Annotated in this window: 12 protein-coding genes and 1 tRNA gene; 10 read left to right on the top strand and 3 right to left on the bottom strand. The window is 37.6% G+C overall.

Annotated features, from left to right (window positions below; genetic code table 11):
* The first annotated feature begins 69 nt into the window (after positions 1 to 69).
* The 4 genes from K2F26_RS03210 to dhaL all read left to right on the top strand — a co-directional run bounded on the left by K2F26_RS03210 (position 70) and on the right by dhaL (position 2,878).
* Positions 70 to 360 carry a DUF5132 domain-containing protein gene (locus K2F26_RS03210; RefSeq protein WP_220610323.1) on the top strand — a complete coding sequence of 97 codons (291 nt, stop codon included), beginning with the start codon at positions 70 to 72 and terminating at the stop codon, positions 358 to 360.
* A gap of 88 nt (positions 361 to 448) precedes the next feature.
* Positions 449 to 976 carry an HMA2 domain-containing protein gene (locus K2F26_RS03205; protein ID WP_220610322.1) on the top strand — a complete coding sequence of 176 codons (528 nt, stop codon included), beginning with the start codon at positions 449 to 451 and terminating at the stop codon, positions 974 to 976.
* A gap of 173 nt (positions 977 to 1,149) precedes the next feature.
* Positions 1,150 to 2,223, top strand: coding sequence for a dihydroxyacetone kinase subunit DhaK (gene dhaK / locus K2F26_RS03200; protein ID WP_220610321.1), 1,074 nt, complete (start codon positions 1,150 to 1,152; stop codon positions 2,221 to 2,223).
* A 1-nt stretch (position 2,224) separates the two neighbouring features.
* Positions 2,225 to 2,878 carry a dihydroxyacetone kinase subunit DhaL gene (dhaL, locus tag K2F26_RS03195; protein ID WP_220610320.1) on the top strand — a complete coding sequence of 218 codons (654 nt, stop codon included), beginning with the start codon at positions 2,225 to 2,227 and terminating at the stop codon, positions 2,876 to 2,878.
* Positions 2,879 to 3,109: 231 nt separating this feature from the next.
* Here the strand turns inward: dhaL and K2F26_RS03190 are convergent, their stop codons facing one another.
* From K2F26_RS03190 to K2F26_RS03180, 3 genes are all read right to left on the bottom strand, one after another.
* Positions 3,110 to 4,408 (bottom strand): DHH family phosphoesterase, encoded by a 1,299-nt coding sequence (locus K2F26_RS03190; RefSeq protein ID WP_220610319.1) that lies wholly within the window; start codon positions 4,406 to 4,408, stop codon positions 3,110 to 3,112.
* A 534-nt stretch (positions 4,409 to 4,942) separates the two neighbouring features.
* Entirely contained in the window at positions 4,943 to 6,022 is a 1,080-nt protein-coding gene (locus tag K2F26_RS03185) for an RNA-guided endonuclease InsQ/TnpB family protein (protein WP_220610318.1), read from the bottom strand.
* Positions 6,023 to 6,367: 345 nt separating this feature from the next.
* Positions 6,368 to 6,865 carry an HNH endonuclease gene (locus tag K2F26_RS03180; protein ID WP_220610317.1) on the bottom strand — a complete coding sequence of 166 codons (498 nt, stop codon included), beginning with the start codon at positions 6,863 to 6,865 and terminating at the stop codon, positions 6,368 to 6,370.
* Positions 6,866 to 7,213: 348 nt separating this feature from the next.
* On the opposite strand from K2F26_RS03180, the gene alr reads away from it, so the two are divergent.
* The 6 genes from alr to K2F26_RS03150 all read left to right on the top strand — a co-directional run bounded on the left by alr (position 7,214) and on the right by K2F26_RS03150 (position 16,357).
* Positions 7,214 to 8,401, top strand: coding sequence for an alanine racemase (gene alr, locus K2F26_RS03175; RefSeq protein ID WP_220610316.1), 1,188 nt, complete (start codon positions 7,214 to 7,216; stop codon positions 8,399 to 8,401).
* 134 nt (positions 8,402 to 8,535) lie between these two features.
* Positions 8,536 to 8,617, top strand: a tRNA-Leu gene (locus tag K2F26_RS03170).
* Positions 8,618 to 9,097: 480 nt separating this feature from the next.
* Positions 9,098 to 10,147 carry a response regulator gene (locus tag K2F26_RS03165; protein WP_220610315.1) on the top strand — a complete coding sequence of 350 codons (1,050 nt, stop codon included), beginning with the start codon at positions 9,098 to 9,100 and terminating at the stop codon, positions 10,145 to 10,147.
* A 310-nt stretch (positions 10,148 to 10,457) separates the two neighbouring features.
* On the top strand, positions 10,458 to 10,955 hold the full coding sequence (locus K2F26_RS03160; protein ID WP_220610314.1) for a chemotaxis protein CheW: 498 nt from the start codon (positions 10,458 to 10,460) through the stop codon (positions 10,953 to 10,955).
* Between the two features lie 78 nt (positions 10,956 to 11,033).
* Positions 11,034 to 13,331: a methyl-accepting chemotaxis protein gene (locus tag K2F26_RS03155; RefSeq protein WP_220610313.1), complete on the top strand. Its 2,298-nt coding sequence runs from the start codon at positions 11,034 to 11,036 to the stop codon at positions 13,329 to 13,331.
* Between the two features lie 32 nt (positions 13,332 to 13,363).
* Entirely contained in the window at positions 13,364 to 16,357 is a 2,994-nt protein-coding gene (locus K2F26_RS03150; protein ID WP_220610312.1) for a hybrid sensor histidine kinase/response regulator, read from the top strand.
* Positions 16,358 to 16,455: the final 98 nt, after the last annotated feature.

Genomic DNA, 16,455 nt, shown 5'->3' with positions numbered 1-16,455 from the left:
ACTGATTACTGATAGCTAAATGGTGACGGCTTATTTAAGATTCTCTAATTTATTGGAGGTGGATTTAATATGGCAAAAATTACTGCTTTTGTAGAAGATGCTGGCGCTCCTGGAATTATCGCTGGAATTGGTGCAGTTTTGCTTGCACCTGTAGTAATTCCTGTTGTTGCTGGAGTGGGTAAACCCATAGTTAAATCAATAGTTAAAGGTGGTCTTGTTGCTTATGAAAAAAGCAAGGGAGCTTTTGCCGAATTGGGTGAAACTTGGGAAGATATTGTTGCTGAAGCAAGAGCAGAAATAGCAGAAGCAAAACACACCCCAGCATTTGAAGCGGCTGCGGAAAATCAACATAATTCCTAATAATTCGTAATTCGTAATTCGTAATTCGTAATTGAGTTATGAATTATGAATTATGAATTATGAATTTTTCATAATCAGGGGTGAAAATATGTTGCAAATTACAGAGAAAGCAGATTTAAATAAACCCTTTAATCCTATCAATACAAAAATTGTTAGTGATACCCCAGGAAGACTCAGGTTAAGAGTTGCACAGGAAAACCGTGAAGTTGAGAAAATTCAACATATCGCCAATTTTTTAACAGCACAACCTCACGTTAGTCATGTAAAAACTAATATTCATCATGGTAGTATTTTGATTCATCATGATAGTCAAACTGGTACTTTATCAGAGATTTTGGCAACTCTGAAAGATATAGGTATAATTTTTGCAGATATTACCCAAGGTCAAACGGAAGCCGCATCGGGAATATCTAATACAGTGATTGATTTAAACCAACGAGTTGAACGTGCTACAAATGGTACTGTAGATTTGCGTTTTCTGTTTCCCTTGGGACTTGGTACTTTAGCGGTAAGACAGTTAATAATTAAGGGTTTGCAATTAGAAGTAATTCCTTGGTATGTTTTAGCTTGGTACGCTTTTGATAGTTTCTGGAAATTAAATACAGGTGATAGGTGAAGACGATTTTAGATTTTAGATTTTAGATTTTAGATTGGAGTTTATCAATACAATCCAAAATCCAAAATCCAAAATAGAATCCCTGTTCCCTGTTCCCTTCTATGAGCAAAAATGCTGAAATTTGGTGCGGTAAAAGTTTATCCTGATTTTTAGCACCTTTACCAACAGAAATTATGAAAAAGCTGATTAATCAACCGGAAGCATTTGTTAGGGAAAGTTTAGCAGGTATGGCTGCTGCTCATACTGATTTAATTAAGGTAAATTTTGAGCCAGCTTTTGTGTATCGAGCAGATGCACCTGTACAGGGTAAAGTAGCAATTATTTCTGGTGGTGGTAGCGGACATGAACCAATGCACGCGGGTTTTGTGGGGATGGGAATGCTTGATGCTGCTTGTCCTGGTGAGGTTTTTACGTCTCCTACTCCTGATCAAATGTTAGCTGCCGCAGAGCAGGTTGATGGGGGTGCGGGTATTATTTATATTGTGAAAAATTACAGTGGCGATGTAATGAATTTTGAAATGGCTACGGAGTTAGCTAGAAGTGAGGGTATCCGTACATTAAATATTATTATTGATGATGATGTGGCGGTGAAGGATAGTTTATATACCCAAGGAAGAAGGGGTGTGGGAACAACGGTTATGGCAGAAAAAATTTGTGGTGCGGCTGCGGAAAAAGGTTATGATTTGCAGCAGGTTGCCGATTTGTGCAGAAAGGTAAATCTGTATGGTCGTAGTGTGGGGGTGGCGTTAAGTTCTTGTACTGTTCCGGCTAAGGGTACACCGACTTTTGCTTTGGGGGATGATGAGATAGAATTAGGTATTGGTATTCATGGAGAACCAGGAAGAGAACGGGTTTCTATGATGTCAGGAGATGAAATTACTGAAGTTTTATGGCGATCGCTCTTTGATGATACTGCCTATTGTCGCACAGTGCGGGAGTGGAACGAAAGCAAGGAAGAATGGCAGGATGTGGAACTGTTAAATAAACCGTTGCAAAAAGGCGATCGCCTCTTAGCCTATGTTAACAGTATGGGTGGGACTCCCATTTCTGAACTTTATCTGGTCTACCGCAAATTAGCAGAACTCTGTGAGATGGAAGGACTGGAAATAGTGCGTAATCTAATTGGACCCTACATGACATCATTAGAAATGCAAGGTTGCTCCATCACTCTGCTGAAGTTAGACCAGGAAATGCTACAGCTATGGGATGCACCAGTTAAAACCGCAAGTTTACGCTGGGGAGTTTGAAATGGTTACTCAGGTGCAAATTATTGAATGGTTACAGGTGTTTGCTTCTGTCATTAATCATCATAAAGAAGAATTGACGGAATTAGATGCAGCCATAGGTGATGCTGATCATGGTATTAATATGGATAGAGGTTTTAAAAAGGTCAGCAGTATTTTACCGAGTATTGAAGGGAAGGACATCAGCAGTATTTTTAAAACTGTCAGCATGACTTTAATATCTAGTGTTGGGGGTGCAAGTGGTCCTTTGTATGGAACGTGGTTTTTAAGAGCGAGTTCTGTAACTGCGGGTAAGCAAGAATTAACGACAAATGATCTCTTAAATTTACTCCAAGCTGGATTAAATGGTGTAATTGAACGTGGTAAGGCGCAGTTAGGAGATAAGACTATGGTAGATGTGCTGTCTCCCGCCGTTACCACTTTTGAAAAAGCTGTAAATGAAAGTAAGGGCAGTGTGGAAGCTTTGCGGTTAGCTGTAGCGGCGGCGGAACAAGGGTTAAAGGATACTATACCCATGTTAGCAAAAAAAGGTAGAGCGAGTTATTTAGGCGATCGCAGTATCGGACATCAAGATCCGGGGGGGACTTCTGCGTATTTTATGTTGCGGAGTTTGTTGGAAGTGGTAGAAGGTTCGAGGAGGAGTAAATATCGTAAATAGGGGATGCTGAATAAATGTAAAACCTAGATAAATCAAGGGATTGAGGATGGTGAAAATTAAAATTGTGCAATGTTTTAGGTACTGTGAGCCTAAAAAAGCTTGCACTTTGTTAGTGTTTGCACAATTTCCAAATCAAAAAAACTCCTTGAACCACCCTCCTGCCTCCTGCCTTATTTATCCCCAACCTCACAACGGATGGGGAATGAGGCGATTTTTACCGAAACAGTGTAACTAAGACTGAATTGGGTTATCTTTAGGATTTACCAATTTCAATAATTTCTGCTTAATTTGAGAATCAAAAACTTCCCATTTCATTTTCGCATAAGCAGAATTTTCGTTACCGCCTGATAAGAATCCCATCGGAATCTCAAAGCCACCAGCACCAGTGCGTCCACCACCAAAAAACCGCCCTGTGCTATCTTGTCCAAAGGCTTCTTTGATAAATTCGTCAGGATCTAAGGTAAGTTTTGTGGTTCTCAGAGAACCTATGACTACTTCTAGTTCGTCATCTTCATCGTGAACTATGCCGTATACTACCGCAGTATGCACGTTTTCTTCTGTTACCAGAAAATCAGCCGCTTGGGGTATGGCATCTCTGTCGTCGTAGCGTAAATAACCCACACCAGCTATGGAAAAGTTATTTTGGACAATGCGATTTTTGAGCGATCGCTCGATCACATCCATTACACGCTTAGAACGATTTGCTTGTAAAATGGCATTGAGCAACTGAGCATCATAAAACCTGCTCAGATAGGCAGCAGCCATAAAATCTTCTTCCTGCGCTTGCATTAACCGATTGGTATCTGAGCGCAAACCATGCATTAGAGCAGTTGCACATTTTACGTGCTGGCTAAGACTGCTATCTAATGTGAGTAAACCCGATTGTAAATACTGTGTAAAGATTGTGGCAGTTGCTCGTACATAAGGACGAACATCGGTAAACTCTGCTTTGAGTTCTCCTTGCAAGCTATGATGATCAACCAGCACTACTAGGGGAAGTCCGGCCTGTTGTACTGCTGCTAGTAATTGAGATGTAGTTCCCTGATTATCAATCAACACAAACCCTTGATAAGATAACAAATCTTTACTTTTCAGGGTTTGCATTGTCCAGCGTTGAGCAGGTAAAGTAGTTAGCTTAACTAAAGCAATATTCTCTTGATGGCTGAGAGTCCCAGCATAAATGATTTCACATTTGATATCGTATTGTTGGGCAATTAGCTGGTAAGCCCAAGCACAAGAAAGAGCATCAGGATCAGGAAAATCTTGTAGAATTACCAGATGGCGCTCATGTCTATGGTTGAGCAGGGTTTTTTGTAACTCTTCTGACTTCTGAATAGCAAGGGAATTGCCACGTTGAGCTAAATAGATACCTCCATCACCATTTGCTGCTGCCCCATTTGCTGCTGGCAAGGAAGGCCGGGTAAGTGGTGGAAGTTCAAGAGCATCTCTCTCTATTTCTACTTCCTCCCCATTCGGCTCTGTGGTCAATGAAAAGCCCTCAAATTGAGTAACGGGAGAATTCAAGTACATAGGGAATTTAGTTTTCAGCTTGGTGGCTCCCACCAGTTACGCTCTGGCTCGTCCACACATTACGATCTTGACAGAAATCTACAGTCTTTGCACAGCATCATGTTGGTTTATTTTTTGTCAAGCCCATTAGTCAGGGATTGCTGGGAATGTTAGATTTTAGATTTTAGATTTTAGATTTTAGATTAAAAAAATTTGGTACAGGTCTAGGTCCTTCAGGATGGAACAATACTCGCTGCGCTGCGTACGCTTCGCTAACGTAAATCCCAAATCCAACGTTTTCGAGCTTCCACACTTTAGGGTGGAGTCAATCCAAAATCCAAAATACTCGCTGCGCTGCGTAAGCTTCGCTAACGTAAATCCAGAATCGAGTGACATCTAACTGGTGTACATATAGTTACTGGGAATAACCCAGCAACTTTTTCTTAAAAGCTGATTTGAACTTGAATATTTATCTGCTATATAAAACCTAGACAAAACTAGACTTTACTTTCTACTTCAACAGGAGCATGGGAGCAGTTATCCCTCCGTAGACTTTCACGCTTTAGCCAAACGCGATAAATTAATTGCAGCATTCAGATCCCTATCCATCTCAAAACTACAGTTCTCGCAGTGATAAATTCTTTCAGATAAAGAAAGACTATCTTTTCTATGTCCACAGTGAGAACAGGTTTTACTTGATGGATAAAATCTATCAGCAATTATAATTTCACAACCAAACTTTTTAGCTTTATATTCTAGCTGACGCTTAAACTCATGAAACCCACAATCAGCTATTGCTTGGGCTAATTTATGGTTTGATAACATCCCTGAAACATTCAAATCTTCTACTACTATCTTGGCGTGGTTTTTGCATAAGTAAGTAGTAAGTTTATGAAGAGTATCTTTTCTCAGGTTTGCTATTCTTGCATGATGTCTAGCCAGTTTAATTTTAGCTTTATGCTTATTGTTTGAACCTTTAGCTTTTCTACAATAGACTTTGGATAATCTTTGTAGTTTAGCTAGATTCTGTTTATAGTGTTTAGGATTAGGAAATATAACACCAGTGCTTAGTGTAGCTAGTTCCTTGACTCCTAAATCAACACCAACAACAGCATGGTTTTTGATAGTTGGTTGACATTCTTGTTCATAAGAAAAGGCTATATACCAACTATCAGCAGTCCTGGAAATAATAATACTTTTACAGGTGGTGTGAGGTAATCCTTCATAAGTTTTTACCCATCCAATTGTCGGTAGTTTTATTGATGTACCACCTACAGGAATTGGTTTACCACCTGCATCAATTGTAAAACTATCATTTTTTCCTTTCTTTTTGAAGTTAGGATATTGAGACTGTCCTTTAAAGAATCTTTGAAAAGCTTCACCTAAACTATCAAAAGCGTATTGAGTGATTTTCTGGCAAATACCCTTTTCTTTAATCCATGCCAATTCAGGTTTTACATGATTATTAAAGAATTTCTTGAGGATGTATTTGTTTGGCTTTAATCCATCTTTGTACAACCAAGCCCAAGTCGCTAAACCCCAATTATAGGTAAACCTTGCTATACCAGCGTGTTTAGCCATCAATATTTCCTGGGTTTTGTTTAACTTGAGTTTTGTTTTGATAGATAAAAGCATTGCTCGACCTTAACACTGTATTTCTTTGCTGTCTAAAACTGACATATCTTGTACAGGTTTGTCATTGATCTTAATTTTGGGACTATTGGGAAGAATTTACAGCGACAATAATCTATACCTCAAAAAATGAGGTACAATAATAGGTCTGTGTTTGTGTCGGCTCGCTGGAATTTGGACAAACAATCCTTCCAGCTTTAGGGAATGCCCCTGAAAAGCTGCAAAAAACACTTACCAAGGGCAAATTTAACCCTCAACTTGTGGTATACTGTCTGGGTCAAGGTCAAACAGCAACACCTACAGGTGAAGATTCATCCCCCTGCTGTCTAAATTAGTTCTGTGTTAATGTCAAAGTCCTATAACATATTTTTGCCACTCCTGATGAAGTCCACTCTTGAGATGTTTTGTCACCTCAAAATAGAGGCTACTGTATGGTTGACGGGGTGGATGGCGCAAAGGCATCCGGGCTTCTTGAGGTGTACGACAGCCTTTTTTGACGTTGCAGCGTACACAGGCAGTAACGATGTTTTCCCAGGTGTCACCTCCTCCACGCGATCGCGGCATTACATGATCTAGGGTCAACTCCTCACCTGTGTAGCCACAGTATTGACAAGTATGCCCATCTCGATGCAATATATTTCGGCGCGTCAGAGGAATTTCTTTATAGGGAACACGCACATAATGGCGCAACCGGATTACGGTTGGCAGAGGAAAATCCGAGTAGAGGAATTTACCGTTGTGTTCTACGTGTTCTGCCTTGCCTTTTATCAACAAAACTATGGCACGTCGCCAACTCGTGATGTTGAGCGGTTCGTAGGAGGCGTTCAGGACTAAAACCTTCCCCATTGATGTTAGCTCAAGGTATTAGTTTTAGATATTTTAACACAAATATACCTTCCTAGAGAGATGAGAATAATTTATACTTCCTTAATAATTTGGTTGCAGGTGATTGGGGACTGGGGACTGGTGACTGGGGATACAATGAAAGGATTTTGGATTTTGGATTGTTTTTGTCAATTTCAATCTAAAATCTAAAATCTAAAATCTAAAATTATTTTGACTCCTGACTACTTGTACAAACTCCCGGATCAACGTTACACTTTGCTGATTAAATTGATATGGCTTTGAGGGGCAAAAATTAGCACAGTCGGAGCGTCTGGAAGCTTTGCAGTGGTGTGATAGGAGTGAAGAGGAATGTTTAGTAGCAAACAAACCCCTAGTTTTGCTGATAGTGAAGAGTGCAATACTTACGCTTGGTTTTCTCAACGTGCTTGGGTGGAAATTGATTTAGGGGCGTTGTCCGATAATGTCAAGCAATTAGTAAGATTTTTATCACCACGTACACAGTTAATGGCAGTGGTAAAAGCTGATGCCTATGGACATGGGGCGGTAACAGTTGCTAAAACTGCGTTAGAAGCGGGTGCAAGTTGGTTGGGTGTAGCGACAGTTCCCGAAGGGATTCAATTACGGGAAGGTGGGATCAAAGCACCAATTTTAATTTTAGGAGCAACCAATACAGCAGAACAAATTCATGCGATCGCTCATTGGAAACTGCAACCCACACTTTGCAGTCCTAAACAAGCTTTAATATTTTCAAACACATTAGAAGCAATTAAATATAATTCTCCCTTAGCTGTACACATCAAATTAGATACAGGAATGTCTAGATTAGGTACTGATTGGCAGCAAGCTGGTGATTTTGTGCAGTTAGTACAAGGATTACCACATTTGGACATTGCCAGTATTTATTCTCATCTAGCTACAGCAGATAGTCCTGATCCGGCGATTATGGAAGAACAGCATAGAAGATTTGAGGAAGCGATCGCCCAAATCAAATTTAGAGGTATCAAAATTCCCAGTTTGCATTTAGCCAACTCAGCCGCTACCCTGGCAGATCCCAGATTACACTATGATATGGTGCGTGCAGGTTTAGCCATTTACGGACTTTATCCTGCTCCCCACCTGCAAAATCAAATCAAACTGCGACCGGTTTTACAACTTAAAGCCAGAGTTACCCATGTAAAATCAATTGCTGCCGGAACTGGCGTTAGTTATGGTCATAAGTTTATCGCACCCAGAGAAATGCGGATTGCAGTAGTGGGTATTGGTTATGCGGATGGAGTTCCCCGCAGTCTTTCCCAACAAATGCAAGTTTTACTGCGTGGCCAGCGTTTGCAGCAAATTGGCACAATTACAATGGATCAATTAATGATGGATGTTAGTTCTATTCCCGATGTGCAGGAAGGGGAAATAGTCACCTTATTGGGAGAACAGGGAAGAGAAACAATCACCGCTGATGATTGGGCAAATCAATTAAATACTATTTCGTGGGAGATTCTCTGCGGCTTCAAGCATCGTCTACCCCGTGTTGGTGTAATGTAGGTTACTGGGGACTGGGGACTGGGGACTGGGGACTGGGGACTGGGTAATTAATGATATTTTTCCCAATCACCAATCACCAATCACCAATTCCCTCTTGCCATCCTGAAATTGTTATGCTAATATTAAAAACTGATGCGGATGTGGCGGAATTGGCAGACGCGCTAGATTTAGGTTCTAGTACCGCAAGGTGTGAAGGTTCAAGTCCTTTCATCCGCATTTACCAAATAATATGATGTTTGCTGATATCAAAATCTTCAAATCAGCATTAGGAGAATAAATCTAGCTTGGGTTGATCACAGTGTAACTGAACAAAAAGCTAGATCAAAGTATCTTGAATTGCAGGAAATATTTTTTCAGATACCGTGTAGAGCGAGCTAAAAGCAAGTTCTGGTAATTTGGTAATTTACAGTATTTTAAAATAAAGCTGTTATTGTTGGCTATTAATACAAAATAAAACATCGGTATTTGTATTGAGAATGACACAATATCTGATGTTTTATAGTAAATTTTCATTTGATTTTTTATTTAATGTATCTGTTATACAAATTCAAACCATATCATGTCCGGTTAATTACTGAAAATAAACTTTTTTCTATTCCTGATTCCCTATTCCCTATTCCCTGCCCAAACAGATATGATAACTATGCAAACGCAAATGATATGACAATTCTTTAATTTAGCTAAAGCAAAAGCAAAATGATGACAACTCCTCTAGGTAGTTACAGGTTGTTTAACAAACTACATCCATTATCTCTGTTGGCACAGTTAAGCACAAAGAAAGTAACAGGTTGTTTAAATGTATTTACTGAATTAGTTTCTTGGTCAATTTATTTAGAAGAAGGTAAATTAATTTACGCTACTTATTCAGATAAACTATTTGAACGTCTGGAGAGTCACTTACAACGTTTGAATCAGGAAATTCCTGCTTTTAACAATGTAACTTATGAACAGATGGGTTTGATATATCAGTATGACAATAACTGTCAATTGATACCAAACGCTGACTATCATGCGATTGGCTGGCTAGTAAATCAAAATTATATTACCCCTCAACAAGCAGGGATGTTAATAGAAGAACTGGCCAAAGAAGTGCTAGAGTCTTTTATTTCCTTAAAAGAAGGTAACTATAAACTTAATCCTGATAATTCCTTAAATGAACTACCAAAATACTGTCATCTGGATTTGCAATTAATAGTAGAACATTGTCAGAAACAGTTACGTTATCGGCAACAAATTGAGTCCAAAAAATTATCTAATAGCAGTTTAACAAAACAAACAACATCTGCACCAAAAACAGAAGATAAATTAGAGGATAAATCAGCAAAATTTGCCACTATTGAAAGGAATTTTCATAACAATTCGCCATCTGCTTTGAGTGATAAATTATATACAATTGCCTGTATTGATGATAGCCAAACAGTGTTAAATTCTATTAGACATTTTTTAGATGAAAAAATGTTTTACGTTGTCATGATTAATGATCCAATTAAAGCTTTAATGCAAATCATTAGAAGCAAACCAGACTTAATTTTGCTAGATGTGGAAATGCCTAATTTAGATGGTTATGAACTATGTTCATTATTACGGAAGCATTCAGCATTTAAAAATACACCCATTATTATGGTTACTGGTAGAAAAGGATTTGTGGATAAAGCCAAGGCGAAAATTGTCAGGTCATCTGGCTATTTAACTAAGCCTTTTACAAGATCAGATTTGCTGAAAATGGTATCTAAATACATTGGTTAATTTAATTATTTTCCTAAATATTCAGCTATCAGTAATCAGTAAATGGCTACGCCACACTTTACTAAAAGCTTTCACCTTGAGCATGAGAAGTGCTGAATGGGGAAAGTCTTTACAGAAGTCAGAAGAAGATTGATATTATTATTCATGATGGGTAATATTTTTCAATATGGAAACTGATATAACTTTTTATAGCCGTAGACAGAGTAGTTAGGACATCAATTAATCATGAAACTCTTACTACAAAAGGGTTTTACTCCTGACTCCTGCTATAAGTTTTGAGATTTTGCAAACAAATATTTGAATTACAGTCATGAGCAATTCTAAACAAACCGTGTATTATCAAACCATTCAAAACTCTTTGGGAGATAGCTATCTTCAATTTCAAATCAATCAACAAACTACCGCTGTCTTATCCGTCGCTCACACCCAAGAAGCAATTATTGTACCCGTTGAATCTGTAACATCTATGCCTAATATGCCAGCCTGTATATTAGGATTGATGAATTGGCGTAGTCGCGTAATTTGGGTAATTGATTTGCCAAAAATGTTTAATTTAGAAGGTTTAGATCATCGCCTGAGAAAGTATAATATTATCGTGATCAAAGTGGAATCAAAGCTTTTAGGTTTAGTTGTGCAAGAAATTAAAGGTACGACTAAATTGATGGCTGATGATATACATTCTCCTGTGGGACAAGTGGCGGCTAGTTTAGTGCCTTATTTATGTGGCTGCGTGGAACAAAAAGAAGAAATATTGTTGGTATTAGATGCACATAATATTGTAAATTATTCTCATGGGGGCAGTGATTAGTTAATCAAGCTCAGAAAAATCATTTTTTGTTGTTATTATTACATAGAGTCAGGGGTATTAATTTAGGGGTATTCATTTATGTTTAATAAAACTGACACTGCTCAGACTGGTGATCCCAAGAAAAAAGCATCTATTAAGACATTATCGCCCATGAAAGATAAGAGAAAAGAAGTTATTGAACAGGAACACATAAAAACAACTAATAAGTATTTTGCTAATAATATAATTAAATATTTACAGCAACTAAAATTAAGTACAAAAGCATTAATTTTTTCCATTGCTATAGGTACATTGCCAGTATTGGGAATTGGCATAATCGCTTATAGCTTTGGTAGCAATTTGATTAGTAAGCAAATTATCAAAACTCAAGAAAATCAATTAATTAGTTTAGGTGATATTATTAATCTGTTTCTGTTGGCAAGATATGGAGATATTCAAATTCTCTCAACTTTGCCATTTTTGACTAATGCGGAAGTTAGTAAAAGTACCACTCTTGCCGAAAAACAAACTGTATTAAACCGTTTCATTACAGCCTATCAAGGTTATGATCATCTGGCGGTTTTTGACTTGAATGGAAGAGTGATTATCCAATCTCAAGGTGAAACCAGTAGTCAGGAAAAAAACTTGAAATATTTTCAAGAGGTTATACAAAAGAATGCTCCTGTTATTAGTCAACCAGAAACATTACAAAATAATGTAGTAGTGATTTATATTGCTGCTCCTGTGAAAGATGTAGCTACAGGAAAAGTGATTGCTGTAGTGCGAACACGCATATCCATCCAACGATTAATAGAAGCAATAAAAAATTACGTAGATAATAACAAAGATTATTATTTAGTTGATAATGAGGGAAAATTTTTTCTCAGTCTCCAGAGGGAGTTATTAGGTCAAAAAGCTACAGTAATATATCCTGGGTTAGCTGACTTGCTGAACAGTGAAAAGGTGGAAAATTCTAGAGGAGTGCGGACTATTCATCAAACGCCACAATTGGTTAGTTATGCACCGTTAGAAAAATTAGAAGGTTTACCAGAACTCAATTGGCAATTAATTTTAGCTGAAAATGCTGGAATTGCTTTTGGACTGCAAAGACAATTTCTCAAGCTGATTGCTAATATCACAATATTCATAGCATTGGTGATGACATTGCTGGTAGCTTGGTTAGCAAAGAGTATGAGCAAGCAAAATTCTGCTGAGTTAGTAGGGATAGAAAAAACCACTGAGAATGAAAGTGAGAATCTCCTGGAATTTCAGAAAATTGCCGAATTACCTGAAGAATTACCTACTGATGGGGAAGGTAATATTCAGGCGAACCAAGAATTTATCCAAGAATGTATCCAAGAATCTATAAACGAATCTATATCTGAGGAAAAAGAGCAGCAAAAAGATACTCTACATTTACAAATTGTGCAATTAATTAGTCAGGTAGAAAGTGCGGCTAAAGGTAACTTAAAAGTACAGGCTGAAGTGCAAGATGGGGAAATTGGTACTATTGCTAATGTCTTTAATTCTATTTTAGAAAGCCTCCGAGATATTGTTACCCAAGTCAAACAGAATGCTAGTCAAATTAATAGAGATATTAGCTTAAATCAAGACTCTATCAACAATTTAGCAGAGTCAGCTATTACACAAGTTGAAGAAATAAACCGCACCTTGGCCACAGTTGAGCAAATGACCAAATCTATCCAAGCTTTAGCGGATGGCGCTCAAGAAATTACTGCTATTGCTAATCATGCTAACCACAACGCTAACAAAAGTGGAAGAGCAATGGATTTGACAGTAGAAAATATTTTATCTTTGCAAGAAACCGTGGGTGAAACTGCTAAGAAAGTTAGGCATTTGGGAGAATCTTCTCAACAAATTTCTCGTGTGGTTTCTTTAATTAACCAAATTGCGATTCAAACTAATTTGTTGGCGATTAATGCTGGTATTGAAGCGGCACGTGCAGGAGAAGAAGGTCAAGGTTTTGCTGTTGTTGCCGAAGAGGTAGGGGAGTTAGCAACACGCAGTGCGGCTGCTACTCAAGAAATTGAGCAAATTGTCGAGCAAATTAAACGAGATACAGATGAAGTTGTGAAAGCTATGGAGGTGGGGACAAATCAGGTGATTCAAAGTACGCAAATTGCCGCAGATGCCAAGCAGAGTTTAAGCGAAATTGTAGATATTTCCCAACAAATAGATGCTTTTGTCAAGTCAATTTATACGGCTTCAGTTTCTCAGGTAGAAACATCAGAGGTGATTAACCAATTAATGAAAGATGTGCTGGCTATTTCACAACGTACTAGCGAGTCTTGCCGACAAATTTCTACATCTTTACAAAAAACTGCGGATATTTCCCAGCAATTAGAAAAACAGGTTGAGACTTTTAAAGTCAATTAATTTTAAAAAAAATAAATAAGGAAAAATAATCTATGACTACAGATAAAGAACTAGAAATTCAAATGCAGTTTTTGGAGGAAGCAACTGATTATTTGAATACCTTAGAAAGTATTTTGCTGGAACTAGATACAAGTAAACATCTAGATGTAGATAAGATTAATGCTGCTATGCGATCCGCCCATTCTATTAAAGGTGGTGCGGCGATGATGGGTTTTAAAGTTTTGAGTAATTTGGCTCATCGTTTGGAAGATTCTTTTAAGGTTTTAAAAACTCGGAAAAAATCTTTAGAAATTGATACTCATTTACAAAGTTTATTATTATCTGGAGTTGATTGGTTACGGCAAATTGTAGAATTATTATCAGAGAGAAAATCTCTAGATGATAAATGGTTAAAAACTTTTTGTTATCCGATTTTTGATGAACTGCATGAGCGTTTGGGTGATCCTTCTCCAGAGGATATTACTACCATGCTCTCACCAGAAGATGGTCAAGAAATTATTCCTTTGCTGTTTGAAACAGAAGTAGAAGAATGTTTGCAAACTTTAGAACAAACTTTAGAATCTTTATCAGCAAATAGTTCTACAAATGATTTATATTCGCAAGTAGAAGTGATGGCTACAGAGTTGGGTGGTTTGGGTGAAATGTTGGAGTTACCTGCTTTTACTCAGCTTTGTGAGTCGGTGCGTCAACATTTAAAAACTGATGCTGATCGCTGTGTGGAAATTGCTCAGTTAGCATTGCAAGCATGGAGGCGATCGCAAGCTTTAGTATTAACAAATCAACGGGATAGAATACCAGCCAATATTAAGTTAGGTGAGTTAGGTGAAGTAGTTGTTAATCCTATTCCCCCACAGGTTAATACTAGTAAAATTCCCACAGAAAATCAAGAGAATACCTTAGTAGCAGAATTAGTATTAGAAGCAGTAATTCCTGATTTGGCAGCTTTAGAAATAGAATTACCACCAGAAATTAATGCTGTCGAGTTTCCTGATCCCAATGTAGCATTTACACAAGAAACTCCGGCTTTAGACTATAAAAATTTTGACCGCAAAAGCGAAATCAGTGGAGTTAATAAAGATAAAGAAATTCATGAAAATACAGTTAGAGTTCCTAGTAAACAATTAGAAGAAATTAATGATTTATTTGGGGAAATTATCATACAGCGTAATGGTTTAAATTCTCAATTAGAAAGATTACGTAAACTGGTTTTAGGACTAAGCCAACGAGTGCAAACGTTGCATCAAGAAAATCAAGAAGTGCGTGCAGTTTATGAAAAAATCATTAGCGAAGATGTAAATTCTGGAGTATCAACATCAGCAGAGACGATGAGAGAAACAGAAACATTAGATCGCTATCAAAAATTAAACTTGCTTTCTCAGGATGTGATGGAAACTATTGTTCAGGTAGCAGAAGTTGCCAGTGATATTCAACTCAGTATTGATGATACAGATCAAATTGCTCGGAAGTTGAATAAAACATCAAAGCAAGTCCAGAGAAAATTAACGCAAGTGCGAATGCGTCCTTTATCTGATTTAGTTGAACGTTTTCCTAGAGCAATTCGTGATTTAAATGTTGAGTATGGTAAAAATGTACAGTTAAAAATTGAAGGTGGGAAAACCTTAATTGAACGTAGTATTTTAGAAGCTTTGAACGAACCTTTAATGCACTTATTACGTAATGCTTTTGATCATGGAATTGAAGATACTGCTACCCGTCGGAATTTAGGAAAACCAGAACAAGGATTGATAAAAATTAAAGGATTTCATCGTAGCGATCGCACAATTATTACTATCAGTGATGATGGTAGAGGTATTTCTCTAGAAAAAATTCGCCAGCGTGCTGTAACTATGGGTTTGGATACCACATTAATAGCTACTGCAAGTGAAGATGAACTATTATCACTAATTTTTGAACCTGGTTTTACCACTTCTGAAAAAGTGACAGCTTTATCTGGCCGTGGTGTGGGAATGGATGTAGTTCGCAATAACTTACAATTAGTGCGGGGTGATATTAAAGTTGATACACAAGCTGGAATTGGCACAACTTTTACTTTATCAGTGCCATTTACCCTTTCAGTTGCACGAGTTTTATTAGTAGAAAGTGATACTGCTAACAACTCCCATCATCGCATGGTTTTAGCATTTCCTACAGATGTAGTTGCGGAAATCTTTTTATTAGATAATGAGCAAGTTTTTTCAATGGATGGTGGAGAATTTCTTAAATGGCAAGATACCATGTTACCTTTAATGCGTTTGGGTAATTATTTTGAATTTAATTGTTCTCACTATCATCATTTAGAAATCGAAAGTCCAACAGGAATAAATGCTAGTAGTGTATTAATAATCAAACATGATCATCAACCAATAGCTGTACAAATAGATCGTTGTTGGGGTGAACAAGAAGTAGCAATACGTCAAGTTGAAGGAAATATACCTTTACCTGATGGTTTTAGTAACTGTACAATGCTTGGTGATGGTCGAGTAGTACCATTAGTAAATACTAATGAGTTAATCTCTTGGGTGACAAATAATCAACGTCCTCATAAAACTAATAAATTACCGACCACAAAATTAAAAACAGCTTTTCTCAAACCACAAAAACCCAAACTCATAGCTAGAAAAAATCATCAAAAAGGCATGATTTTAATTGTTGATGATTCGATTAATGTGCGACGTTATTTAGCTTTAACCTTGGAAAAAGGAGGGTATCAGGTTGAACAAGCTAAAGATGGTCAAGATGCTTGGGAAAAGCTAGAAAGTGGTTTAAAAGTGCAAGCGGTAATTTGTGATATTGAAATGCCTCGTCTTGATGGTTATAGCTTTTTAGAACGGGTAAAATCTCATGGGGATTTAAAAAGTATTCCCGTTGCCATGTTGACTTCTCGTAGTAGTAATAAACATCGTCAACTAGCCATGCAGTTAGGAGCGCGGGCGTATTTTTCTAAACCTTATAATGAACAAGATTTATTGAGAACATTAGAAGATATGATTTTTAGAATCGCGGAAACGGGAACTGTTAATAATTAAAGGATTAAAGTCAAAAAACAGGGAACAAGAAGAGGACAAGGAACAGGGAGCAGGGAGCAAGGGGGATAAATCTTCTCCCCTGCACCCTGCCCCCCGCC

The organism is Sphaerospermopsis torques-reginae ITEP-024 (assembly GCF_019598945.1).
Lineage (GTDB): Bacteria > Cyanobacteriota > Cyanobacteriia > Cyanobacteriales > Nostocaceae > Sphaerospermopsis.
This window is presented reverse-complemented; position numbering and strand designations above follow the sequence as displayed.

Coding starts and splice junctions, on each gene's coding strand:
- K2F26_RS03205 (WP_220610322.1), top strand. CDS start 449: ATGTTGCAAATTACAGAGAAAGCAGATTTAAATAAACCCTTTAATCCT.
- K2F26_RS03185 (WP_220610318.1), bottom strand. CDS start 6,022: ATGCTTTTATCTATCAAAACAAAACTCAAGTTAAACAAAACCCAGGAA.
- K2F26_RS03180 (WP_220610317.1), bottom strand. CDS start 6,865: ATGGGGAAGGTTTTAGTCCTGAACGCCTCCTACGAACCGCTCAACATC.
- K2F26_RS03160 (WP_220610314.1), top strand. CDS start 10,458: ATGAGCAATTCTAAACAAACCGTGTATTATCAAACCATTCAAAACTCT.
- alr (WP_220610316.1), top strand. CDS start 7,214: ATGTTTAGTAGCAAACAAACCCCTAGTTTTGCTGATAGTGAAGAGTGC.
- dhaL (WP_220610320.1), top strand. CDS start 2,225: ATGGTTACTCAGGTGCAAATTATTGAATGGTTACAGGTGTTTGCTTCT.
- K2F26_RS03210 (WP_220610323.1), top strand. CDS start 70: ATGGCAAAAATTACTGCTTTTGTAGAAGATGCTGGCGCTCCTGGAATT.
- K2F26_RS03165 (WP_220610315.1), top strand. CDS start 9,098: ATGATGACAACTCCTCTAGGTAGTTACAGGTTGTTTAACAAACTACAT.
- K2F26_RS03150 (WP_220610312.1), top strand. CDS start 13,364: ATGACTACAGATAAAGAACTAGAAATTCAAATGCAGTTTTTGGAGGAA.
- dhaK (WP_220610321.1), top strand. CDS start 1,150: ATGAAAAAGCTGATTAATCAACCGGAAGCATTTGTTAGGGAAAGTTTA.
- K2F26_RS03155 (WP_220610313.1), top strand. CDS start 11,034: ATGTTTAATAAAACTGACACTGCTCAGACTGGTGATCCCAAGAAAAAA.
- K2F26_RS03190 (WP_220610319.1), bottom strand. CDS start 4,408: ATGTACTTGAATTCTCCCGTTACTCAATTTGAGGGCTTTTCATTGACC.